The sequence below is a fragment of the Bacillus sp. 95MFCvi2.1 genome, from assembly GCF_000374965.1.
Classification (GTDB): domain Bacteria; phylum Bacillota; class Bacilli; order Bacillales; family Bacillaceae_G; genus Bacillus_A; species Bacillus_A pseudomycoides.
Genome location: NZ_KB895707.1, coordinates 51,651 through 75,240, shown reverse-complemented (window position 1 = coordinate 75,240; position 23,590 = coordinate 51,651). Strand labels below are relative to the sequence as shown.

Annotated in this window: 24 protein-coding genes and 2 pseudogenes; 21 read left to right on the top strand and 5 right to left on the bottom strand. The window is 36.5% G+C overall.

From position 1 onward, the window contains the following. Nucleotides 1-15: 15 nt before the first annotated feature. Entirely contained in the window at nt 16-351 is a 336-nt protein-coding gene (locus C568_RS0121450; RefSeq protein ID WP_003195729.1) for a DUF1878 family protein, read from the top strand. Nucleotides 352-357: 6 nt separating this feature from the next. Here C568_RS0121450 and C568_RS0121445 read toward each other — a convergent pair whose 3' ends face one another. Together C568_RS0121445 and C568_RS0121440 are read right to left on the bottom strand one after the other, a co-directional pair. Next, nucleotides 358-915: an HTH-type transcriptional regulator Hpr gene (locus tag C568_RS0121445; protein ID WP_006093848.1), complete on the bottom strand. Its 558-nt coding sequence runs from the start codon at nt 913-915 to the stop codon at nt 358-360. Nucleotides 916-1,215: 300 nt separating this feature from the next. Continuing rightward, the gene (locus C568_RS0121440) at nt 1,216-1,578 is read right to left on the bottom strand and encodes a YtxH domain-containing protein (protein ID WP_006093849.1); all 363 of its coding nucleotides are present in this window, start codon (nt 1,576-1,578) and stop codon (nt 1,216-1,218) included. Nucleotides 1,579-1,657: 79 nt separating this feature from the next. Between C568_RS0121440 and C568_RS0121435 the strand changes: the two genes are divergently transcribed. Further along, nucleotides 1,658-1,849: a hypothetical protein gene (locus tag C568_RS0121435; RefSeq protein WP_003195735.1), complete on the top strand. Its 192-nt coding sequence runs from the start codon at nt 1,658-1,660 to the stop codon at nt 1,847-1,849. A gap of 41 nt (nt 1,850-1,890) precedes the next feature. Here C568_RS0121435 and C568_RS0121430 read toward each other — a convergent pair whose 3' ends face one another. Continuing rightward, entirely contained in the window at nt 1,891-2,325 is a 435-nt protein-coding gene (locus tag C568_RS0121430) for an HIT family protein (protein WP_003195737.1), read from the bottom strand. 587 nt (nt 2,326-2,912) lie between these two features. On the opposite strand from C568_RS0121430, the gene ecsA reads away from it, so the two are divergent. The 3 genes from ecsA to C568_RS0121415 are packed head-to-tail and all read left to right on the top strand — an operon-like array spanning nt 2,913 to nt 5,593. Beyond that, complete coding sequence (gene ecsA / locus C568_RS0121425; RefSeq protein ID WP_003195739.1) at nt 2,913-3,656, top strand: ABC transporter ATP-binding protein EcsA; 744 nt, start codon at nt 2,913-2,915, stop codon at nt 3,654-3,656. After that, nucleotides 3,649-4,860, top strand: coding sequence for an ABC transporter permease (locus tag C568_RS0121420; protein ID WP_018782681.1), 1,212 nt, complete (start codon nt 3,649-3,651; stop codon nt 4,858-4,860). The genes ecsA and C568_RS0121420 overlap by 8 nt, the downstream gene beginning before the upstream one ends. A 13-nt stretch (nt 4,861-4,873) precedes the next feature. Further along, complete coding sequence (locus C568_RS0121415; RefSeq protein ID WP_003195743.1) at nt 4,874-5,593, top strand: EcsC family protein; 720 nt, start codon at nt 4,874-4,876, stop codon at nt 5,591-5,593. 275 nt (nt 5,594-5,868) lie between these two features. Here the strand turns inward: C568_RS0121415 and C568_RS0121410 are convergent, their stop codons facing one another. After that, on the bottom strand, nt 5,869-6,348 hold the full coding sequence (locus C568_RS0121410; protein ID WP_006093851.1) for an NUDIX hydrolase: 480 nt from the start codon (nt 6,346-6,348) through the stop codon (nt 5,869-5,871). A 518-nt stretch (nt 6,349-6,866) separates the two neighbouring features. Here C568_RS0121410 and C568_RS0121405 point away from each other — a divergent pair. The 8 genes and pseudogenes from C568_RS0121405 to C568_RS0121370 all read left to right on the top strand — a co-directional run bounded on the left by C568_RS0121405 (nt 6,867) and on the right by C568_RS0121370 (nt 14,907). Continuing rightward, nucleotides 6,867-7,853, top strand: coding sequence for an alpha/beta fold hydrolase (locus C568_RS0121405; RefSeq protein WP_018782680.1), 987 nt, complete (start codon nt 6,867-6,869; stop codon nt 7,851-7,853). A gap of 34 nt (nt 7,854-7,887) precedes the next feature. Then, nucleotides 7,888-8,558, top strand: a pseudogene (locus C568_RS32045) (response regulator transcription factor). After that, nucleotides 8,555-9,562: a sensor histidine kinase gene (locus tag C568_RS0121395; protein WP_018782679.1), complete on the top strand. Its 1,008-nt coding sequence runs from the start codon at nt 8,555-8,557 to the stop codon at nt 9,560-9,562. Before C568_RS32045 ends, C568_RS0121395 begins: the two are co-directional and overlap by 4 nt. Nucleotides 9,563-9,656: 94 nt before the next feature. Next, the gene (locus C568_RS0121390) at nt 9,657-9,839 is read left to right on the top strand and encodes a hypothetical protein (protein WP_018782678.1); all 183 of its coding nucleotides are present in this window, start codon (nt 9,657-9,659) and stop codon (nt 9,837-9,839) included. An 87-nt stretch (nt 9,840-9,926) separates the two neighbouring features. Then, nucleotides 9,927-10,403, top strand: a complete 477-nt coding sequence (locus tag C568_RS0121385; protein WP_003195753.1) for a PH domain-containing protein — start codon at nt 9,927-9,929, stop codon at nt 10,401-10,403. Further along, the gene (locus tag C568_RS0121380; RefSeq protein ID WP_018782677.1) at nt 10,396-11,805 is read left to right on the top strand and encodes a PH domain-containing protein; all 1,410 of its coding nucleotides are present in this window, start codon (nt 10,396-10,398) and stop codon (nt 11,803-11,805) included. The genes C568_RS0121385 and C568_RS0121380 overlap by 8 nt, the downstream gene beginning before the upstream one ends. 730 nt (nt 11,806-12,535) lie before the next feature. After that, nucleotides 12,536-13,984, top strand: coding sequence for a transglutaminase domain-containing protein (locus tag C568_RS32365; protein WP_018782676.1), 1,449 nt, complete (start codon nt 12,536-12,538; stop codon nt 13,982-13,984). A gap of 536 nt (nt 13,985-14,520) precedes the next feature. After that, nucleotides 14,521-14,907, top strand: a complete 387-nt coding sequence (locus tag C568_RS0121370; RefSeq protein ID WP_018782675.1) for a VOC family protein — start codon at nt 14,521-14,523, stop codon at nt 14,905-14,907. Between the two features lie 657 nt (nt 14,908-15,564). Here C568_RS0121370 and C568_RS0121365 read toward each other — a convergent pair. After that, on the bottom strand, nt 15,565-16,062 hold the full coding sequence (locus C568_RS0121365) for a CcdC protein domain-containing protein (protein ID WP_018782674.1): 498 nt from the start codon (nt 16,060-16,062) through the stop codon (nt 15,565-15,567). A gap of 407 nt (nt 16,063-16,469) precedes the next feature. Between C568_RS0121365 and C568_RS0121360 the strand changes: the two genes are divergently transcribed. The 8 genes and pseudogenes from C568_RS0121360 (at nt 16,470) to C568_RS0121325 (ending at nt 23,532) form a co-directional block, all read left to right on the top strand. Further along, nucleotides 16,470-17,906, top strand: coding sequence for an amino acid permease (locus C568_RS0121360; RefSeq protein ID WP_018782673.1), 1,437 nt, complete (start codon nt 16,470-16,472; stop codon nt 17,904-17,906). 371 nt (nt 17,907-18,277) lie between these two features. After that, a complete protein-coding gene (locus C568_RS0121355; RefSeq protein ID WP_018782672.1) occupies nt 18,278-19,303 on the top strand; it encodes a GH25 family lysozyme in 1,026 nt (341 codons plus the stop codon). A gap of 326 nt (nt 19,304-19,629) precedes the next feature. Then, nucleotides 19,630-20,163 carry a TetR/AcrR family transcriptional regulator gene (locus C568_RS0121350; RefSeq protein ID WP_018782671.1) on the top strand — a complete coding sequence of 178 codons (534 nt, stop codon included), beginning with the start codon at nt 19,630-19,632 and terminating at the stop codon, nt 20,161-20,163. 214 nt (nt 20,164-20,377) lie between these two features. After that, nucleotides 20,378-20,800 carry a DUF3995 domain-containing protein gene (locus C568_RS0121345; protein WP_018782670.1) on the top strand — a complete coding sequence of 141 codons (423 nt, stop codon included), beginning with the start codon at nt 20,378-20,380 and terminating at the stop codon, nt 20,798-20,800. A gap of 495 nt (nt 20,801-21,295) precedes the next feature. Further along, nucleotides 21,296-21,385, top strand: a pseudogene (locus C568_RS34365) (ABC transporter ATP-binding protein); the annotation flags it as partial. Between the two features lie 288 nt (nt 21,386-21,673). Continuing rightward, nucleotides 21,674-22,903 (top strand): serine hydrolase domain-containing protein, encoded by a 1,230-nt coding sequence (locus C568_RS0121340; RefSeq protein WP_018782669.1) that lies wholly within the window; start codon nt 21,674-21,676, stop codon nt 22,901-22,903. A gap of 10 nt (nt 22,904-22,913) precedes the next feature. Next, nucleotides 22,914-23,198 carry a hypothetical protein gene (locus C568_RS34840; protein ID WP_123767167.1) on the top strand — a complete coding sequence of 95 codons (285 nt, stop codon included), beginning with the start codon at nt 22,914-22,916 and terminating at the stop codon, nt 23,196-23,198. Nucleotides 23,199-23,334: 136 nt separating this feature from the next. Beyond that, nucleotides 23,335-23,532, top strand: coding sequence for a hypothetical protein (locus tag C568_RS0121325; protein WP_018782667.1), 198 nt, complete (start codon nt 23,335-23,337; stop codon nt 23,530-23,532). Nucleotides 23,533-23,590: the final 58 nt, after the last annotated feature.

Below are 23,590 nucleotides of genomic sequence, written 5' to 3'. Positions count from 1 at the left end.
AAAGTGAGGGGAAAAATGGACGTTGTAAAACGACTAGAGCAAGCTGAATATTATGTAGAACTTCTTTTCCAAATGATCGATGAAGATAAGTGTCCATTTTATTCTTTAATTATAAAGAAAAAAGCTCGTAAAAAAGATATTGAACGTATACTGAATCTTTGTGAACAATTGAACGAACAATACATAGTAGAAAAACAAGAAGGCTTACTTTTGTTTGATGCTCTTTTGGAGCAGTTTGAAAAAGCGCTTCCACATCAGCTCGAAGTAAACGAGACTGCGGAAGCGCTACATAGACAGGGCTTATTTCAGCCAATTATGCAAGAATTTTTACGCATGACAGCGAAAAAATAATCAATATTATTTTTTAATTAATTTTTTATCGTGTTCCGTAAAATTTTCCTCAATATTTTCTAGTGATTTCTCAAAAATATCGATAAAATCTTGTCCATAAATATTTCTTAAAATCGCGATTAACTCGATATTTTCTGGGAACTTACCATAAAAATTGCGAAGTGCAAGAGCGCCATTAAAGACCGAATTATTTTCAGGGTCATACTCCTCCATTAATTGCAGCAGCAATGTTTCCCCTTTTTCTGTAATTTCAATATACGTATTTCGTTTATCATCTTCTTTTTTTGAAAATACAAGATAGCCGCGCTCTTCAAGTTTTTTGGAAAAGTTAAATGCAGTTGATACATGCATAACGCCAAACTTTGCAATCTCAGAAATAGAAGCCCCTTTTAAATGATACGCAATGGATAAAATATGATGTTCGTTAATGTTTAAATCATATGGTTTAATCCACTGTTGCCAATCTTTTTCTACGCATTTCCATAATGCCTTCGATAATTGAGCAATGCGTTGACTGAAAATCATGGCTTCTTTTACCGAATAATCTTTTTCTCCACTTTTCATTTACTCACCCACTTTTACATTCTTATTCATTAGTATCTATTATGCCAGTAAAATAAAAATTAATAAAGTCTTTTTGTGAGAATTGTGAAAATTTTTAGGAAAAATTATATTCTTGTACAAATCATGCATAACTGTGGAAGCGTTTTAGGTGTCATAACTATATGTGTTATCTTCACGTAATAGAGGATAACATATATTGTAAATGCATAAAAACACGACATATCTATGTGATATGTCGCGGGAAGAGAAATAGTCATAAAAAATATTTGTTATATGCAAAAACTAAGAATGAAACATTGTTTACGCTTTTTCTGGAACTGCTTGTTGCAGTTTTTCAATTGATTTTTGAATGTCTAAAATCTCTTGTTCAATATGAAGCTTGTTTTGGGAAATATCTTGTTTCCATGTGGAAAGCGTATCCTGCATATCGTCTTTCAATTCTTGAAAAACTTCTTTACCTTCTGAAGCTGTTTCAACAATTTGACGTTTTAATAATTTTGTATCAGCAGTAATATCAGCCAGCGTTTTTTTTATATCATTTCCTTTTTCTTTTAGTTTACTCCGCATATCTTTACCAGAAGAAGGAGTAGAAAAAAGAACGGCTAGTCCAGCGACAGCTCCGCCAAAAATGATACCTGTTACAAAGGATTTAGCTTTTGACATAAAAGGAAACCTCCTTATTTTTTGTTGGTATTCATGATGTATAAAACAATGCATATGCTTAAGACAAGGGGGGAGAAAAGTGAAACTTGTGACAACAATTTGTTTTATCGTAAGTCTTTTCTTTCTTGTACGTGCTATGCATTTATTGTTATTTATAAAGCAAAAAAGATCGTATCCTCCAGCATTTTGGGCTAAGAAACAAGCCATGCAGTACATTTCTTTTGGAGGAATAGGCTTGTTATGTACAATCGTATTTTATATGTTTCTATAGTACGGTTTACAATTCGTACAAAATAGAGAGAATTCTTACCCTTATTTTACACTATTTGCAATGGTACTTGCGATGTTTTGTAAATTTTCCGTCGTATATTCATTTTGGTGTGATTTCCAAACAGCGCCAAAACCATCGTTTTCACCGTAGCGTGGAATTAAATGAAGGTGGAAGTGGAATACAGTTTGTCCAGCCTTCTCACCGTTGTTATTCAAAAGGTTAAAGCCGACTGGGTTAAATTCAGATTTAATCGCATTTGAGATTTTAGGAACGACAGAAAAAATATGTGATGCGATTTCTGGCGTTAAAGCAAAAATATCTTGTTTATGTACCTTTGGAATGACAAGTGTATGTCCTTTTGTCACTTGGCTAATATCTAAAAATGCAAGCACATGTTCATCTTCATATACTTTTGAGCAAGGGATTTGTCCTTCAATGATTTTACAAAAAATACAATTATCCGCTGTGTGATTCATTATTCTCATCCTTTCAAGTAGTCTTAGCCGTATTTTACCATACTTACATAGGAGAACAAACACGAAAAACAGGAAGCTGACTCAGCTTCCTGCTTTCTGAAGAGGGATTGAAAAAGCATTTAATATAATCTACCGTTCGCAGACACCTCATTTATTTAGGAAATATGTGACAATTCGGCTCGTATTCTGCCTTAGACACCCCATTTACAATGAAATGATAATCCTTTATGAAATGAACTTGTTTATTTTATAAAACAGTATATACTCTCCTCGAGACACCCCGTTTCTAAAATAAAACAAACTATCTGGTTTCGTGTAAATTTTCTTTGTCCATTATGGACACCCCATTTCATGATGATTTCGCTAGGCTATGTTCATCAACTTGGTGGTTGCTTTTTCAATGTGTTCCTTCTTCACTAATTATGATGTCCCGTTTTGCAGAGGATATGTAAAGAAATTATTTTTTTTTTTGAAGAAATTCGATACTATGTAGTATCTTTTGTTTTTTGGTAAGATGAATGTATACATTCTGATGGAATATATGCTTTTGTACAAACAAATGAATATAACGAAGAAAGTGGTGTCATATGGGACAGTTATTACGTGTGGAAAATGTCACAGGAGGATATACGAAGCGGCCGGTGCTGCAAAACGTTTCATTTTCTGTTAATAAAGGTGAACTTGTTGGTTTAATCGGTTTAAATGGTGCTGGTAAAAGTACAACGATTAAACATATTATCGGTTTAATGGAACCGAAAAAAGGTACGGTAACAATTAACGGAAAAACAATACGAGAAGATATGACAGCGTATCGATCTAGTTTTTCTTTTATTCCTGAAACACCTGTATTATATGACGAGTTAACATTGGAAGAACATTTAAAGTTAACAGCGATGGCATATGGTATAGATGAGAAGCAATATGAAGAACGCGTCGGGCAATTATTAAAAGAATTTCGAATGACGAATCGTTTAAAATGGTTCCCAGCTCATTTTTCAAAAGGTATGAAGCAGAAAGTGATGATTATGAGTGCTTTTCTTGTTGAACCGTCACTTTATATTGTCGATGAACCTTTCGTTGGACTCGATCCATTAGCGATTCAATCATTACTCCAAATGATGGACAAGATGAAAAAGAGCGGTGCTGGTATTTTAATGAGTACCCATATTTTAGCGACAGCAGAACGTTACTGCGATTCCTTTATTATTTTACATCAAGGTGAAATTCGTGCGAAAGGAACGTTATCTGAGTTGCAATCACAATTTAACATGCCAGGTGCGACGCTAGATGATATTTATATTGCGTTAACAAAGGAAGAAGATTATGAATAGCAAAGCATTATGGAAAGAACGGTTCAAATATTTCTTAAAAGAAGTTCGTACATATAGTAAGTATGTTTTTAATGATCATTTAAAATTTATTTTCGTATTTATCATTGGAGCAGGGGCCTATTATTATCAGCAATGGTTGCAAACACTGACTCCTTCATTTCCGACCGCGCTAGTTATGGCGGTACTATTAGGACTTGTATTAACAGCAGGATCGATTCAAACGTTATTAAAAGAGGCGGATCTTGTGTATTTGCTTCCAGTTGAAGAAAAATTAAAACCATACTTTACAAAAGCATTTCTCTTTACATTTATGATTCAGCTATATGTAATCGCAATTGTAGCGGCTGCGCTTGCTCCGCTATATTTCCAGCAGATGAAGCAAACAGGAGGGGCTTACATATGGATTGTGGCTGCACTTGTTCTCGTTAAAGCATGGAATTTATTTGTAGCATGGGAAAAATCATTTTTAACAGATCAAGGCATGCAGCGCGCGGATTGGTTTATTCGCTTTTTATGTAACGGGTTATTTGTATACTTCCTTGTCGAGCGAACTTCAGTGATTTACATCGGAGTAATTCTCTTTGTAATGGTTGTATACCTTGCTTTCATGTATCAAAAGGTACAAGGAAAACCGTTAAACTGGGAATACTTAATTGCAGAAGAAGGAAAGAAAATGATGCGCCTGTACCGCATCGCCAACATGTTTGTGGATGTACCAGCATTAAAAGAACGAGTGTCACGCCGGAAATGGCTTGATTTTGTACTTTCCATGATTGGTGAAAAACGTACATATTTATATTTGTATACACGGACATTTTTAAGATCTGGCAACTACTTTGGTCTATATGTTCGCTTACTTGCGATTGGCGGTGTCATTCTTTACTTTATACCGTTTTTATATGGACGCTTTATTGTGAGTATCGTATTTTTATACTTAATTGGATATCAACTATTAAGCCTTTGGAAACACCATCGTTTAAAACTTTGGCTTGATTTATATCCAGTGACCGTAGAAGAAAAGAAAAAGGATTTTCTGAAACTGTTAAATGCAATTCTATGTATAGGCAGTGTTGTATTTACCATCATTTTTGCTTTCGCAACAAAAGATATCATCATGACTTGTATTTTACTTGCCGCTAGCATAGTATTTAGTATCGCTTTCGTATATCAATACGGTGCAAAGCGCATCGAGCGTTTAAACTGAAAGGAATGAACTTATGACTGAATATGAAGGGAAGGTCATAAAAGAATTACAGCAGTGGAAACTTACAATCATGAAAAGTTCTTCTATGATGACCAGGTTTTCGAAAAAGGTACAAACGAAAGTACAACAGCTAATTCCAGAAAAAGTGCAAAATGTGTTAACAGAAACAATTAAAAAGATGGTGCAAGGTATTAGCGCCGGATCCAATTTTATAAAACCGAAGTTAAAAGAAACAGACTGGTCGCTCGAAAGAAGAGATGCAGAAGTGTTAAAGAAAATGGACGAGTACAAAAAGATTGCCGCAGCAGAAGGCGCCGGAACAGGAGCTGGTGGTATTCTTTTAGGACTTGCCGATTTTCCGCTCCTGCTCAGCATTAAAATTAAATTTTTATTCGATGCAGCGACTATGTATGGATTCGATACGAGTAAAGAAGAAGAGCGACTTTTTATTCTGCACGTGTTTCAATTAGCATTTTCAAGTGATGATCATCGCAAGGAAATATGGAAAGCGATCGAAACGTGGGACACAGAGAAAGAAAATCATATGGACTGGGAGAAATTCCAGCAAGAGTACCGCGATTATATCGATTTAGCGAAGATGCTGCAGCTTGTGCCGATTATTGGTGCCCCGGTTGGTGCATATGCAAACTATCAATTGTTGCAACGCCTCGGAGAAGTGACGATGAATTGTTATCGTTTGCGGTTGCTTCAGCGGAAGGGAATATCGATTTGATATGTGGCTTTGAAATGAAGTCACGAAGTTTCCCCCTCTTTGGTTATGCTTACCAAAGGGGGGGTGTGTCTAAAAGAAGAACATCTGGAGTGGGAGTGTGGATGAGATTTTAGTAAAAAAGGATTATCTCAATCATTCGTACATCAGTTATAAAGAAATTAAAGAGACCTCTATACTTGGAGGTCTTTTGGTATGTATTCTTTACCCGTTTCTATATGTAGAAAAATGATTGGGGAAGTAGTGCTCAACGAATGGAAGTAATCGTGTTACGCTATTTATAGATTGCTTTGAAGTGAGTGATGGTATGAGTATTTTAATTTATAATCTTCGAGTACAGGTCTATCTGGTGGGCTTATATTTTTTGGCAAGTCATATAAAGAGAAAAATTGAAGGTCTGTTGCCTCATTCTTATCATGACTTAAATGACCGTTATATTCTTTACATTCAAAAGCCGTCACAACATTATAGACTTCATCACCATGAGGATATTGATAATAAAAAGCTTCCCCTGAGTATGTATGAATTAATTTCAGATTCTCAGCCGTTAGTCCTGTTTCCTCAAACAATTCTCTATGAGCTACTTGTTCAAGTGTTTCTCCTAACTCCATAGAACCGCCAATCAGTCCCCAACATCCATTATCTTTTCGAAGTTGTAATAAAACTCGCTGCTCATGATCTATAACAAGGACACACGCCCCGACCATAATTAAAGGTCTACTTCCAACCAAATTACGCAAATCCATAATATATCCCATATATATGTCTCCTTTAAAAATTCTGCAATCCTTGTACTATCAGAATTAAATTTCATTGTCTTAGTTCGTTACTATGCAATTCCTTTTGGGGCTAAAAGAGCATCAGATCTAATATAAGAGTCTACATGAAAACTAGCTTCATACACTTTTAGAGTTTCAACTGCACACTATCCACTATATTTGTTTTAAAATCTCTCTATATAATTTATTAAACAGGAGTATTCGGCATTAACCATAATATTCCTTCTAAAACAATAAAAAACCTGTCGAAATTGATAGGTAATCCGTTATAAATTGAAATTTTAAATCAGTAGCATGTAGTTCATTAAAATAATACTTTCATTTCTTTAAACATTACAGAAACAACTTTAAAAGCTTGCCAACAGTCATTGACTGGAAGGCTTAAAATTAAGGGCGCATATTATTCCTTTACAAACAAATGATTTCTATTTAGAAAAATTTATTAGAAATTTATTTTTGTATCGTATCCTTTCAATATAGCTTGAAAGGAGAATTCTATGAGAAAATTATGTAAAGTATTAAAGAATATATGTATTGTGTCGATTGCGGTTATCTTACTGGTGTTACTATCTGTTTTTATATACCATAATTATCAATTAAGTAAAGAATCGTCATTAATCAAAAGTGAGGGAACATTAGTCAATTTTAATAATAAAAAAATCAATGTATACAAGGAAGGGAGCGGTGAGGATACATATGTATTTATGTCTGGATCTGGGATAGCTGCTCCTGTTTATGAACTGAAAGGACTATATAGCAAGTTTTCAAAAGAAAACAAGATTGCGGTTATTGAAAGAGCCGGTTATGGATACAGTGATGCTTTTCACGATGATAGAGATATTGATACGATGTTAGAACAAAGTAGAGAAGCGCTCATGCAAAGTGGAAATAAACCGCCGTATGTATTAGTACCACACTCTATCTCAGGTATCGAAGCAATTTACTGGGCACAAAAGTATCCAAATGAAGTGAAGGGAATTATTGCTTTAGATATTGGTTTACCGAAGCAATACGTAACTCATAAAATGAACTTAGTGGATTCATTAAAAGTAAGAGGATTCAATCTGTTAACGAAAATGGGTGTACATCGTCTTTTTCCTTCTGTTACGTATAATCCTGAGGTGATCCGACAATCTTTTTTAACTGAACATGAAAAAGAAATGTATAAAGCACTATCATATAAACAATTTTTTAATAATGATATGGAGCAAGAGCTTTTACAGAGTTACAATAATGGTAAAAAATCAGTTAACCTACCGACACCAAAAGAAACACCTATTTTATTTTTAGATGCGATCGCTGAACAAAATAAAAATTCGAAATATACAAAACAAAAAAACAAAGATTATGAGGAGTTTGCAGAGCAACTATTGATAGCAGATGTAATAAAAATTCAAGGTACGCACAGCATTTATTTATATGAGCCTGATGAGATATATAATCTTGCCATGAATTTTATTAATAAAAAAGTAGAAAAACATTAAGAGATTCTTATTTTGAAAATGGAAGGTCTATGTGATGAAGGGATATAAAATTTTAATTGTTGAAGACGATTTAATGATTGGAGATTTATTACAAAAGATTTTGCAACGCGAAGGGTATTATGTATGTTGGAAGAAAGAAGGAAAAGAAGTTATTGATATCATCCACGAGATAGATTTAGTCATAATGGATATTATGTTGCCAGGTGAAGATGGCTATCAAATTACAAAGAAAATAAAAAATCTAGGATTAAATATTCCAATTATTTTTCTATCTGCTCGAAGTGATATGGACAGCAAACTCCAAGGTTTAACAATCGGAGAGGATTATATGATAAAGCCTTTTGATCCTAGAGAACTATTACTAAGAATGCAGAAAATGCTAGATAATCGCTATGGTACTTTTACACAAATCAAACATTTATATATTGATGCTGAGCATAAAAAAGTTTTCAACAATAACTTACATAATGAAGTTGAGTTTACTGCGATTGAGCGTAAAATATTTTTCTATTTATATGAAAATAGGAATCGTATTTTAACGAAAGAACATTTCTTTGATTATTTATGGCAACTCGAAGATAGAAATCAAAATATCGTAAATGTGCACATAAAAAAATTAGAACAAAGATTAATGATAACACAGGTGAAATTCTTCAAAATATATATGGAGAAGGGTATAGATTAAATACCTATATAAAGAAATGAAATTAAAGAAAAAATACCAGTTATTGTTGTTTTCAGCTGTTATAAGCGTACCATTTTTATTACTGTTGATTAGTATCTCTATGTCAGTCATTTATAATCTTGCCTTTAAAACGAAAAATAATAATATTCCATTTCATGAATCTTTTGCGTATCCTACAATGCTAGTCGTCTTTTTTTTATCACTATTACTGTTAGCCTTTTTATTCTCGAAATCCATTAATTCCCTATTAAATAAAATAAATATATTGAATAAAACCATTCGAAATTTAGCTAGTGATGAAAAGATTCCGAATAAATTAGATGTTAAAAACGACGATGAAATAGGGGAACTCGTCAGGGCGGTAAATTTATTAATTGAAAGAACTACATATCGAGAATTAGAACTTAAACAGCAAGAGGAAATAAAAAAGGAACTTTTAAATAAATTAAGACATGATATTAATACACCTTTAACAGCTGTTAGGTTACAATTATTCTACTTAGAAGGTCAATATAATGATCAAGCACCAATACTAGAATCGTTATATCAACAAATACAGTATATTGCTGAATTAACTAATGAATTTAATTTACAATCCACTGATACATTAGAGAGTTCATATGTTTTAAATCATGAGGTAAATATACACGATTTATTAGAAGATATGGTTAAAAAGTGGGACTATTTGTATAGTATTCATGATATTGAATTAATATATAATCCAATAAATAAGGATTTAATATGGACGAGTAACGATTTATGGATTCAAAGGTTATTTGATAACATTTTCCAGAACACGTTAAAACATTCAAAAGCTAAAAAACTTGAGATAACCATTGAAAATAAGGTTGTTTCTATTAAGGATAATGGAATTGGTTTCGATATGAATCGTAAAAGTGCGGGGTTAGGATTAAAAATCATTCAGGATATATCTAGAATGCTCAATATAAAATATACGTTACAATCAAGTGAAGACGGGACTATATTTTGTTTTACAACAAGTGAAAATAAAAAGAGAAAATGAGTGCAGGTTTTCTTTTGTTTTCATAGCCGAGATGTGGATATTGGGAATCGAAAATAGATAGAATCAATGAATCGGTAGAGAGGAGAAGGAAAAGATGAAATTTCGAAAAGACTGGTGGCTTGGCTTCCTTGGGTTAATTGGAGTTTATAAGTTTCCGAATGTAATTGATGCGTTTCAAGGCGAAAAGGAATGGACGGCATTGATTAGCCTTATTTGGTTTATTTGGTTCGGCTATTTCATCCCGGAGAAGAAAGATGATGAAAAGAAAGAATTATAATAAAAACATTTCTATTTCCATGTAATTTTCTGTAAAATAGTAAATGAGAGAATTCATATATTAGATTACTAAATTTGGAGTGATTAGATGCAGCCGTTGGAAAATGAAATTCATCCTGATATGGTCAGAGTTTGGAAAGCTCGTGTTTTAATTGAACTAGGCATAAGTGTATTAGTAATCCTTGCTTATCTCTTTTTCATGATTAAATTTAATTGGTGGGCTTGGCTGTTTTATGTACTTATTGGATTGACGGTTGTGTATACACCGTTTGACTACTTTATATTTCCGAAATTACGTCAGCGTTATTACAGCTATCGGTTAAATGAAGAAGAATTAGAAATTCAGCACGGAATGTTTACGGTTAAGCGTGTATTAGTTCCGATGATTCGCGTGCAACACGTTACAATTGAGCAAGGTCCAATTATGAGAAAATATGATTTAGCAGAATTACAAATTTCAACTGCCGCTACTTCTCATAGTATTCCAGGTTTAAAGATGAGAGAAGCAGAACAATTGAAACGACAAATTGGAGAACTTGCGAAGGTGAGTGATGAGGATGTATAAGAGGCAGCATCCAATCACAATGTTACTTGAATTAAAGATTACAGACTTTATACCATTTATTATTTTTCTGTTTAGTTTAAAAGGAAAATTTCCATTTTGGTATTTAGTACCGATAGGTTTCTTAGTGATTTCAGTTATCTCTGTTATTGTTGAGTGGTACTATAAATTATATTGGATCGAAAATAATGTACTGCACATTAAACAAGGACTATTTGTGAAAAAAGAAAGTTACTTGAATAAAGAACGCGTACAGACGATTAATACAAGTTCAAGTATGTTATATCAAATATTAGGTTTAACGAAGCTCAAAATTGAAACAGCTGGCGGTGGTGGTGAGCCTGAGGTTAGCTTAGCTGGTATTACAGCTGACGAAGCAAAAACATTAATTACAATGTTAAATGAACGGGCAGAGGAACATACAGAAATAGAAGAGGATACTGTAAATGCTAGTTTGACAGAAGAAAATCGGACGGAATATAAGTTGACTTGGAAAGAGATTTTATTAGCATCCGTTACATCTGGTCAATTTGGTTTGTTGTTCTCTTTATTATTCTTTATTTACTCCCAAGTAGATGAATATATCCCGAAATGGATGAAAGAAAGAGTAGAAACATATGTGATGGATCATGATGTGTATGGCTGGATTTATATGGTTGCGGTCTTACTTGTTGTTTCTTGGATTGTATCCACATTTGGTTACGCCTTAAAGCACGCGAACTTTACCGTGCATCGGAAAAATGATGAAGTTCGCATTTCACAAGGACTTCTAGAAAGAAAAGAACTTGTGTTAAAGCTGCACCGCATTCAAGGGATCACGATAAAAGAAGGGATATTCCGTCAACCATTTGGTTACTGCTCTGTGCATGTAGAAGTGATTCAAAACAATGAAAAAGGTGAGGAGAATGTTACGCTTCATCCGGTCATTCGGAAAGACCGCGTCGCAGAATTGCTTGCTCATTTGCAGTTGCCATATGAACTAAATCAAAATGTTACAGCCTTGCCAAAAACGGCACTGCGCCGCTATTTATTAGAGAGTTTTCTTTTCTTTTGTATATTAGCAGTTCCGATTACAGGCGCAAGTGTATATTTTGAAAAATATTTTGTGATTTGGACACTGTTACCTTTGTTTGGATTACTTTTGTCACTCGGATATGCGACATTCCGTGCAGGTGGCTATAGAGTAGAAGGAGAACAGTTAACGATGGTGTATCGTAACATTGCTAAATATACAGGTTTAGTAAGAAGAAGACATGTACAATCAATCGAGAAAACGCAATCTTATTTTCAGCGTGGAGCGCATTTATGTTCGCAGACTTTCTCTAGTGCATCCGCAAATTATAAATTAGAGCATACGCGTTTAGAAGATGCAGAGTGTATGTTAGATTGGTATAAGAATAAGTAGAAACCAAAATAGAAAAAAGACAAACCTTTTCTTTTTAGAGGGGGAATAGAGGATCTGGCCATGCGTAGAAGCGGTCAGATCCTTTTTTAGCCCCATGCCAAGTGAAAACAAAAGGAGAAAATGAGTGGAAATCTGCTTTTGTTTTCATAACCGTAATTTGTATGTTGGAAATCAAAATTATATAAAATGAAAAACTGATAGAAAACCATTCTTTTTGGGTAGGAGAGAGGATTCGATCATGGATAGAAGCGGTCAGCTCTTTTTTTCTCCATGCCAAGTGAAACCAGAGAGAGAAAACGAGTGCAAGTCCATATTGTTTTTCATAGCAGCGACTTATATGTAAAAAAGGGATTCATCAAGTTAAGGCAAATCATTACCCAAAAAACGAAAAAATACTATTCTTTCTGTATTACGATAGAAAGTGTTGAATGATAATAATGTTGTTTCATTTGTTATGCGAATAAAACAGCAGGACAGTTAATTGATAGACAAACAAGTGAATGGCAACCTCTATTTTCTTTCCAATCGTTTTTATGCAATATCGCATGAAAAATGATTGGAATTTTTGTTATAATATTATAATTGTACACTTCAAATCTTGTTGTTTAGTCGCTAATATTGTCTATGAAAACGAAAAACTTATAATATTGAATATTTATTTTAGTTTTGCAACGCCCTCACTGTTAATGCTTGATAGATAAATAGGTCAACAGAAGGGAAATATGAATTTATGAAACAAAACATCAAAATGTTAGCTATGGCAGTTGGTCTAACAGTTATGGGATCAACAGTAGCTACTTATGCAAGTGCTGATACAGGGTGGAAACAAACTGGATCGGTATGGAATTACTACAATGTAAACGGCGCGAAGCAAACAGGTTGGCAGTCAATTAATGGAGCATGGTACTACTTCAACGGAAGCGGAGCAATGCAAACAGGTTGGCAGTCAATTAATGGAGCATGGTACTACTTCAACGGAAGTGGAGCAATGCAAACAGATTGGCAGTCAATTAATGGGGCATGGTACTACTTCAACGGAAGTGGAGCAATGCAAGCAGATTGGCAGTCAATTAATGGGGCATGGTACTACTTCAACGGAAGTGGAGCAATGCAAACAGATTGGCAGTCAATTAATGGAGCATGGTACTACTTCAACGGAAGTGGAGCAATGCAAACAAATTGGCAGTCAATTAATGGAGCATGGTACTACTTCAACGGAAGTGGAGCAATGCAAACAGGTTGGCAGTCAATTAATGGAGCATGGTACTACTTTGGTGGAAGCGGAGCAATGCAAACAGGCTGGATCCAAGATAATGGTAAAAAGTATTACTTTGAAAGTAATGGTGTTTGGAATCCAAACGCTGCAAATGCAAATAACGTTTCACGACCTGACGGGCAACTATTAGACGCATTTCAAAATGAAATAAAAAAGCATATTAATAATCAAGAAGAAAATATAACAATGACATACAAATCCAAAAACTCTAATATTAATGAAGTTATGGATACACTTGTTAAAGAATACGACAAGGCAGTCGAATCTAACGAATACTTAAATTATAATATCGCAAATACGCAATACTCTATTCGTGGTATTCCAGGAAATTACACGTTTACATTAAAGATTACATATCGTGAATCCAAAGAACAAACGAACTATGTAAAGACACAAGCGAAATCAATTATCAATTCCATTGTTCAAGCTGGTATGGATGAACACGAGAAAGTAAAAGCAATTCATGATTATGTTGTAAAACATGTCTCTTATGATACTTCTTTCCAAGCTTATACAGCGTATGAAGCTTTAGCAAACCGTTCTGCTGTTTGTCAAGGATATGCATTATTAACATATCAATTGTTAAAAGAGGCTGGAATAGAAAATCATATTGTAACAGGAACTGGAAATGGACAACCACATGCTTGGAATCAAGTGAAAATTGAAGGAAAATGGTACCATCTTGATACAACTTTTGATGATCCAATTCCAGATGTGCAAGGACGAGTAACTTATTCATACTATAATCTGTCTGATGCACAAATCGCTCAAGATCATCAGTGGGATCGTAATAAATTTGCGGCAGCAACAACAAATTACACGAATGAATTAGCAAATAAAATCCAGTCAGGTAGCTCAAAATCATGGAAATACCAGGACATTTTAAAAGCCATCAAACGTTAAACTGTATCTTTTGGTACAAAAACTTTAATACATTTGCTTAGACATACGGATATGATGAGCCTATAAAGGTGAGTAATATCCGTATGAAAAAGTACATGTATTCACGTAGAGGGCGTTGCAAAACCAAAATAAATATTTAATATTACATATCAATAAAACTAGCTAAACATAGAATATATAGTGATTCAATTTTCACGATAGTAGCGACTATTGGGGCTACACTTAAGAAGTCTAATCTTAACGAATATATATTGTAGTTCTAGACAACTGCATTTGATAGTACATTGGAAGGTAGGAAGCAACTTTAATTGATGAAGAGTGCTTCCTTATTCTATTTTCTAAAGCTTTATAGAGAATATTCTTTCTGTATCACGATAGAAAGTGTTGAATGATAACAATGTTGTTTCATTTGTTATACAGATAACACAGCAGGATAATTACATGAAGCATGAAGGGATATTGGAATCAGTAACGAAATGTTCAATGAATGACGATGGTGTTGGCTCTTCAATAGTATTTTTTAGGAGATGATTGATTTGAAGTTGTTGCAAATAAGACTTTTGGTCAAAGATTTTAAGAAAAGTGCCGTGTTTTACAGAGATCTATTGGAATTTCCAGTGAGTTGGTACGAGGAAAACATGGAATATGCGCTTTTCAATAATGGAGAAACGAAAATTGAGCTTGTATCTCGAAACGTGATGGCCGAATTGGTCGGAGAAGGAAATAAGCCTTTAGAAGCTGAGTCCCAATCAAAATTCTTGCTTCAATTTGAAGTTGAAGATGTCGATCAGACTTATAACCGTTTCAAAGAAAAAGGAATTGAATTTGTTAATGAACCGCATGATCGTGAGGAATGGCGAGCGCGTGTTGCACATTTTCGTGACCCTGACGATAACTTAATTGAGATATATAAAATGCTGTAATTCGATTGTTCAAAATGGGATTAGGTTAAACAATATTAAACAACTTTAGTAGCGCAGTTCAATTTATTTGAACTGTGTTAATTGTGTTTGTAAGAGTAGAATCTTTATAGGGAACGAACAGAAAAGACGGTGCTTTTTTGCATGAGGTATCAGCTGAACTTACTTTTTTATCTCCACAAGCTCTCCAACTGCTGGTCTATCTAGATTATTTCTAATCCAGTAATTTCTTACATTTATTGCAGATTCTAAATCAGTAGGCTGGTCATAAGTTATTTCAATTTGATTACGAGCTGTTTGCCTTGCAACAACAGGGACTGGGTACCATTTGAGGTATTTGACTGTCTGTAGACACCATCCGTCCCGAATACATTTGAGACGGCATACCAGAATAAGGCATCATTTGTTGCACCTCCTTTTATAAAAGAGTAGTCATTTAACCAACGTATATTGTATGAAATGAATAAGAATGGTGTAACTAACTACCTATAATTTGGTTTATCGGGTACGGTAATGATTACTTCTGTTTAGGAGTCATAGATAAAAAGTGAGCCTTACTTTGTTATTGATAATGATGATTATGTGAGTAAAAAGCCCCTTCATATTCTGTAGGGACTTTTTTTATAGGTTTCGAGATACATTGACTGCTGATAAGTGGGGTTATCGGAAGTCGATGTTGTCGTTAGTTTGGATTCGACTTTTGTATAGTTGACGAAATTTGATGAAAGAGATAATTCTCCAAGGTAAGATATACCCCAGCGCTACAGTCATAAATAGTGCTGCTTCTGTTTCTGGACCTAGCCATTTTAAATAATCACGAAGTAAAAATCGGATAATAAGTATGATGAGAAAGGTAATGATAAAGCTCTTGTTTCTTACGGCATAAATATGCCGATCGGATCGGAGTTCATAGTTAGTGGTCCAAATAAGTGGAATTGACAAAAGGCACCCAAAGATAACTGCACAAATCCATTCCCAGCCAGCGGCATGTGCTTTTGGATTTAAGATGATGGGAATGCAGGGTAATAACAAAAATAGTATGGGTAAGAGAAGACGGGTTCCGTTTCCTTTAATAGGATGATGCATTGCCCTGATTCTACGCCATAAGACCAACGCAGCAACTATGATCACAATAGAGTAAAACGAAGAAGAATCCATAATTTCACCTCTATACATAGGATATTTCAATTATATGGGAATTGTAGATGGTTGAGTAGTAGTATTTGTTTTAATTGAATACCAATAACGCTGATTATGTAAAAAAGCTAGTCTAGATCTAGCTTTTTCTTTTTTTGTATATCTTTAAAACAGAAAATCAGTCCCCGACGGAATATGAAATCTTGAATAAACTATTCAAAATTTCATATTGGGGCAACATTTTAAACAGTGAAAAGCTTGCAAAATCCAAGCATGACGCAAATTGTATAATTGGTATGGTACTTGCAATAGAGGAGAGTGAATGAAATCGCTCTAAAAAGACTGAATTTTCAAAACAAAAAAAGAGAAAGGATGGAAACAAGCTAAGAAGATATACAACGTACAGGAAAAGTGGAAGGAGGCTTTTTATGCACACAAAAGTCAAGCAGGAAACGAATAACATGCAGCAATATCACTACAAGCAAGAGTTAAAGAGGTCTTTAAAATTTTTTAGCTCCTTTGCAGTCGCGTTTTCATTTATGTCCATCACAACGGGCATTTTCACGAATTTTGGGTTTGTTTTAAACAATGCGGGGCCCGCAGGTATTTGGACGTGGCCAATCGTATTAGCAGGTCACTTGCTTGTCGCTCTTGTTATTGCTGAATTGGCAGGGAGAATGCCACTCAGCGGCTACTCGTATCAATGGGTGACGCGGCTGGCAAATCAAGGATTAGGGTGGTTTTCCGGCTGGCTCGGATTTTGCTTTTTTGTCATTGTCATTCCTGCCGTCGATTTTGGCCTGGCTCCACTCATTGCGGATGTGTTCGGCTGGAATATCGGTGGGAAGACCCTTTTGTATATTGTACTCGCAACCTTACTGCTACAGGCTGTCCTCAACATTTTCGGCGTAAAACTGGCTTCTCGTCTCAATGACATTGCAGTATATACTGAAGTAATCGGTATGGTAGGCATTCTTGTCATTCTTGCTATCGTTGCGCTATTCACAACTCCGAATTGGGATATGCTAACAAATATTGGCGAGCAAAAAAGCGGTACTTACCTTGGTGGCTTTGTGATCGCTATGCTGATGGGGTCGTGGACCATGGTCGGCTTTGAAGCCGCGGCGAATCTTTCGGAAGAAACAATTGACGCGAGCAAAAATGTACCGCGTGCTGTATTTTTCGCATTGCTGATTGGCGGTATCATTGGATTTGCTTTTCTTTTTACTGTTACAATTTCCATTTCAGATTTAGCCGATGTGACAGCTTCTGTCAACCCGCTTCCACTTATTATTAAAACAAAGCTCGGCCAATTCATTGGGACTTTGTTTATGCTTCTTGTTATCATTTCCATTTTTGCATGTGGCTTAATCGGAATGGCTTCTGCTTCCCGTATCATTTATGCAATGGCGCGGGATGATGTGTTTTTTGCTTCGCGTTATTTTAAAAAGGTAAATCCAAGAACATCCGTACCGGTAAATGCAATTGTGCTTGTATTAGTGCTCGATATTATAGCGAGCCTATTCTCTGATTCTTTGACTTTGCTAGTCGGATCAACATCCGTTGTTCTTACAGCTGTATACTTCATAACAGTTTTGGTTTACTATTTGCGTAGAAAAGATTTACCTGACGCAGAGGCATTTAATTTAGGGAAATGGAGAGTACCTGTCACGTACGGTGCTTTAATATGGCTCGTGTTCGAAATGGGGATATTGACCATCCCTGATATGTTCCATGAAGTAGCAATTGTAGGCGGAACACTATTTTTAATGGGAACTCTTGTATACTTTGCACTGTTCCGGAGCAAGATTAAATCAGGAAAAATCGGGATTCAAAATACAAACATTGATGCAGGGCACTCGTAATCAGCCTCATCCCTCTTACTGAAGTGAGTTCTGAAAATGGGACAAACATCAAAACACCTAGATTACCTGTTCGCTATACTTTTTAGTGCACAGGTAATTTAATTTTTCTTGTGTGGGTTTGAAATAAAGTCACGATGTTTTGAAGAAAGACGCGATATTTCATTACTTCAAAAAAACCAATTGGGTTTTGATTAAACTTTTTTATTAACTGTAAACTAATATACTAAAGTTTACTTTCGAAATGAGATGAAAAATAAGATTCTTTTTGTGATATTCTTGAGGAAAAATTGATGAGAATGTGATAGTGTCCGTCCGTTAAAATCGTACATACCATATATGGAAGAAAAATATTTTTGATAGGAGAATATGGTATGCAAAATAGATCAAGTTCAGATACTGAGTTTATTGATGTATCGCATTGGGAAGGGACTATTGATTGGAATGCTGTTAAAACCTCAGGGATTCCAGCAGCGTATGCGAAAGCAACGGAAGGTGTGGGTTATACAGATCCTATTTTCGTTCAAAATGTACAAGCAGCGAGAAGTGCTGGTGTATTGATAGGAGCTTATCATTTTGCTCACCCGGATCAAAATGATGCGATTTCCGAGGCGAAGTATTTTGTTAGTATTTTACAAGAAAATCAAACGGATCTTATACCAGTTTTAGATTTTGAATCTCCAACAAATTCAAATACAAGTAACATAACCGGAGCATTTCTATCCAAGTGGGCAAGAGATTTTATTAATTATGTGAAACAAGCTACTGGGAAAAATGTAATGTTATATACAGGTGTTTGGTATATCACTGAATTTGGGATTAGTGGACTAAGTGATGTGCCACTTTGGGTTGCAAGATATTCCAATACTCCACCTGTTGATTGTGGTGGGTGGACAAAATGGACAGCTTGGCAATATACAGATTCTGGTTATATTTCAGGGGTAGGGAATTGTGATGTATCAGCGGCTATTTCTTTAGATGCATTAAAGGATGGTGGATCATCATCTGGCAACGCAACATCGGTATATGGAATTGCTGTCATTAATGGAAATAATGTGAATTTACGAAGTGGTCCATCTTTACAAGCAAGTGTGATCCGTCAATTGAACCATGGAGAAGAGTATGTAGTATGGGGTGAACAAAATAATTGGCTTTGTTTAGGGACCAATGAATGGGTTTACGATGATCCTAGTTATATTCAGTATAAACATTACGTTGCTACTATCACTGGAGATAACGTGAATTTACGAGATGTACCATCGCTAAGCGGGAATATTATACGTCAATTACATCATGGAGAAGCGTATCGAGTATGGGGTGAACAAGATGGCTGGCTTTGTTTAGGAACAAATGAATGGATTTATTATGATGCGAGTTATATTCAATATGGTGTACAATAAGTAAAGTTAAAAAGGTGCCTTTTTATTGTATGAATGTTTATGTTGTGAAAAAAACATTCATAGTTTTCAATATGAAAATATTTAATTTTCACAGATTATTGTTTTATAGCATATATAGGGGGCCATGCCCATCAACTTAAGAATTCAGAATTACCCTAAAACGAAAAAATAAGCTTTTTTGTTACAAGTTAGCACAAAATTTCGTTCTGGGGGTACTATAAAATTTTAGCTTGATGGCTATGGGCTGAACCCCTAATTGACAAAAAATGAGAATAGTAGTAATCTAACGTAAAACATACGCTACCGTATTTTACTGGAGAGATGATATGCAATTAACGAGGGAAGATTGGATAAAAGCAGGATTACAACAATTAGCTGATGAAGGGATACATAAAGTTCGCATTGAAGCACTTGCTCGATTGCTAAAAATAAGCAAAGGAAGCTTCTATCACTATTTTCGTGACCATCAAGAGCTTTTAGATTCTATGCTCGACTTTTGGGAAGTACATGCAACAAAGCTGATTGTTCAAAGTATGGAGCAACAGGATGCCTCTTTAGAAAAGCTATTACAGATTAGTTTTAATCGAGATAAAAAAATTGAGAATGGTATTTATACTTGGGCTAAATATGATCCTGTTGTGGCAGTACGTTTAGTAGATATGGAAGAACAGAGAATTTCTTGTGTTGCAAAATTGTATCAAAAAATGGGCATAGACGAAACTGAATCAATTGATCGAGCGAGACTTGCCTATTTAACGTATGTAGGATGGATGACAAGGTTTGAAGCAAATCCTAATTTTGATATTGATAAAATGGTTGAGCTTTTAACTTCTTTCAGCGGGTGTCCAAACATCCGCTGAAAGAAGTTAAAGCCTCCGGCGGATGTCACGGAATCGGAAAGGAGTTCTTTGTGCAAGCACAAATCCGATTCCGGACGCAATTATGCCGAGGCATAATTGATTATTCGATAATAAATGTCCCTAATATGGTTATAAAACCTGAAGGGACAAAATTTTCACTATAACATACGGTAGTGTATGTTTTATTTGAAGTTACGACATTGGGGGCGAATAAATGAAATTACTATTAATATTAGTAGCTGTAGGGCTTCTGTGGTTTATCAGTTTTTTGCATATTTATTGGGCTTTTGGAGGTCGATGGGGTTCTGCCGCTGTTCTCCCAGTAAAAGAGGGAGAACATAAGCCCGCTTTTACTCCGAGCATATGGGGAACATTATTCGTAGCCATTCTTATTCTACTGGCTAGTGTCATTATTGTTGTTCAAGGAGGTTATTTGCAAGGGTTCCAAGCAAGTAGTTTATCTAAAATCGGAAGTATTGTCTGTGCTTTAGTTTTCATTATTAGGGCAATTGGTGATTTTAAGTTTGTTGGATTTTTTAAAAAAATTAAACATTCTCAGTTTGCTAGATACGACACTTGGTTCTATAGTCCATTATGTTTATTCTTTGGCTTTGTCTATATCATGTTGTTGTTTTAATAAGTATAATGAATTCCCTATAAGGGGCACGGCAACATCGCCATCAAGCTAAGAAAAACATAATACAGAAATATGTAAAATTTTCGGTTCTGGTGCAAATATGGGGTTCAGCCGAGATACGTGTAAAAACGGGTCATAGGCTTACTTTTATTTCCAGACGATGACCCGTTTTATGTTTATACCGGTATATTTTCCTCTACTGGTTGAGGGATGCTTTGTAAATCGATGACATAATCACCAAAACGTTTAATGTGCCTTGTAAGGTATGAACTCAGCATAACATGATCTTCTCGTGAAAACTTATACCCTTCATTTATGGGGCGAATTTATTAAGCACACAGAAAAGCTGAAGAGAGCTCTTTTATTTTTGTTCCGCAATCGGGCTATATTCTGGAAAAAGAAAGGGATTTAGATAAGGCATCTAGAAAGTTAAAGTTACTTCCAAAAAAGGGAAGTATTGAATTAGATATTTAGATAGATAAAGATATATAGCTACAAGTCCTAAAGGGCGTAGATTTCGAGGTGGATAAGGGCAGTATTTTCGCCCTGCTCGGCTCCAATGGGGCGGACAAGACAACGGTTGTAGAATAAACGTCTGATGAACACATGGCTCTATGTTAAGTGCAGGACATATCTCGATTCTGATAAGCAAGAAAAGGAAGTGAGTCAGATTTTGATTGCCAATATTCATTTTCTTTGATGCATCGAATCCACCTTTTTGACAAAGGGCTTTCAAGCATGAACAACAAAAGAGAATTTGTAGTTTTAAAACAATAGGGCTGATAAAAAAGTAAAAAGAGGGAAACCAAATGAAAAAGATTACAACAGAAGATTTTCGTTCATCAGAAAATGGGAAAAAAGGAGAGATTCATGATGGGACAAAGTAACAAAGGCTTCTCCGAAACAGGGCTGCACAAAATGCGCAACGTGCTGGCACGACATGTCGATTCCGGGAAGATTCCTGGGGTCGTCGCCTTAGTCAGCCGGAACGGTGAGACGCACGTCGAAGTGCTCGGCACGATGCGCCATGATGGTGGTGCGCCGATGCGCCGGGACACGATCTTTCGGATGGCCTCGACGTCCAAGCCGCTTGCGATTGCGGCGGCAATGATCCTGCTCGACGAGTGCAGGCTGCGGCTGGATGACCTGGTAGAGACGTGGCTACCGGAACTCGCCGACCGGCGGGTGCTGAAGCGGATCGACGGCCCGCTGGACGATACCGTGCCAGCGCGGCGGCCGATCACCGTACGGGACCTGCTGACTTCCACGTTCGGGCTCGGTATGGATATTACGTCGCTGGGCACTCCGATCATGAACGCGATCTTCGAGAAGGGGCTCACGCCCGATCTACCGGTGCCGATGCCCGAGCCGGATGAGTGGATGCGCCGCCTTGGTGAGCTTCCGCTGATGCACCAGCCCGGAGAGCGCTGGCAATACCACATCAGCAACGATTTACTCGGCGTGCTCGTCGCCAGGGTCACGGGCCAGTCGTTTGAGACGTTCCTGCGCGAACGCATCTTCGCCCCCTTAGGCATGAAGGACACCGGTTTCCACGTGCCCGCCAACAAGATCGACCGGTTGCCGACCCTCTACGCCCCGAACCCGCAGACCGGAGAGTTCATCGTGTGGGACGAGGCCAAGGGGGGACGCTGGAGCCAGCCTCCGGCGTTCCAGGGCGGCGGAGGTGGGCTGGTCTCCACCGTCGACGACTACAACGCGTATTTACGGATGCTGCTGAATCACGGGATGCACGAAAGCGAACGGATCCTGTCCCGGCCCGCCGTCCAGCTGATGACCACCAACCGCCTCACGCCCGAGCAGCAAGCCGCTCGAAACGCCATGGCCACAAACAACGTCCATGTGTCATTCGGCCAAGGGCAGCACGGCGGCTGGGGCTTCGGGATGGCGGTGCGCACCTATCGTGGCGACTACGCGCCCATCGGCCAGTTCGGCTGGGACGGCGGAAGCGGCACCACGACCTACGCCGACCCGGACAACCAGCTCACCGGAATCCTGCTTACTCAGGTCGGGCTGTCAGTCCCGAATTCGGCACGGCTTATCCACGACTTCTGGACCATGGTCTACCAGGCAATCGAAGACTGACACCGAGCCCGTGGTTCGTCGTTCGTTTAAAAAAAGGCTGGTGAATTTCATCGACCTTATTGGGGCAGAATCAGGACGTGACGCGGAGTTGGTTGGACGGAGTGGAAGCGGGCAGGGGCATGACCGCAAGTCCTTGGAGGTCTATTCAAAGCTTGCAATCACCGATGCCCAGCAGGGATATAGCGAATACCCCAAAACGAAAAAATTGACATCTCCAGGAGAAAATGTGCATTTTTTTGTTTTGGGGTGTTATAAAATTCTTAAGTTGATGGGCATGGGGTCCCGCCATATATAAGTAAAATAAAAAAGAATCCGATCTTTGGATTCTTTTTTGCTACTGATAAGTGGGGTTATGTGAACTGATTTAGATACCCTTACTTGAATTCCACAATATGGTATAATTTAGTTGTAAAGTTAAAAGGGGTGTGGGTATGGAAGACGTATATGGAGGACTAAGATATTCTGGTTTTTTACTTGTATTAGTATTTGGTATGGGATTTATTATACGTTGGATTTTTCGTGATGTAATTTCGTTAGATCAATTACTTGGTTTAAGTATAGGAATTATTACGTTAATAATGGCGTTTTTTGTAAAGAAATACAGTAAGGAGCTAAATACTACTAGTTAATTTATGCTTTCTTTGATGAGTATCTCAATAGTGATGAGATACTCGTTTTTTTGCTTGC